This is a genomic window from Paraburkholderia sp. SIMBA_053, from assembly GCF_046534895.1.
Lineage (GTDB): Bacteria > Pseudomonadota > Gammaproteobacteria > Burkholderiales > Burkholderiaceae > Paraburkholderia > Paraburkholderia caledonica.
Map to the genome: position 1 here is coordinate 1 of NZ_JAWRXU010001656.1, position 238 is coordinate 238.

Annotated in this window: 1 pseudogene; it reads right to left on the reverse strand. The window is 63.0% G+C overall.

The window, feature by feature from the left end:
• A pseudogene (locus SB753_RS41175) lies at window positions 1-238 on the reverse strand (threonine ammonia-lyase, biosynthetic); the annotation flags it as partial.

Here is a 238-nt window from a genome sequence, read left to right on the forward strand (position 1 = left end):
GGAAGCGCGCGAATTCCGAATCTTCCGCCGACGGCACCTGAATGCCGACGAGGATCGAACTGTAGTCCGCGCCCTGGTTCCGGTAATGGAAGAGGCTGATGTTCCAGTTCGGCGCCATCGAGGACAGGAACTTCATCAGCGCGCCCGGCCGCTCGGGAAACTCGAAGCGGAACAGGCGTTCGTCGTGCGCGAGCGGCGAGCGTCCGCCGACCATGTAGCGAATGTGCTGCTTCGACAG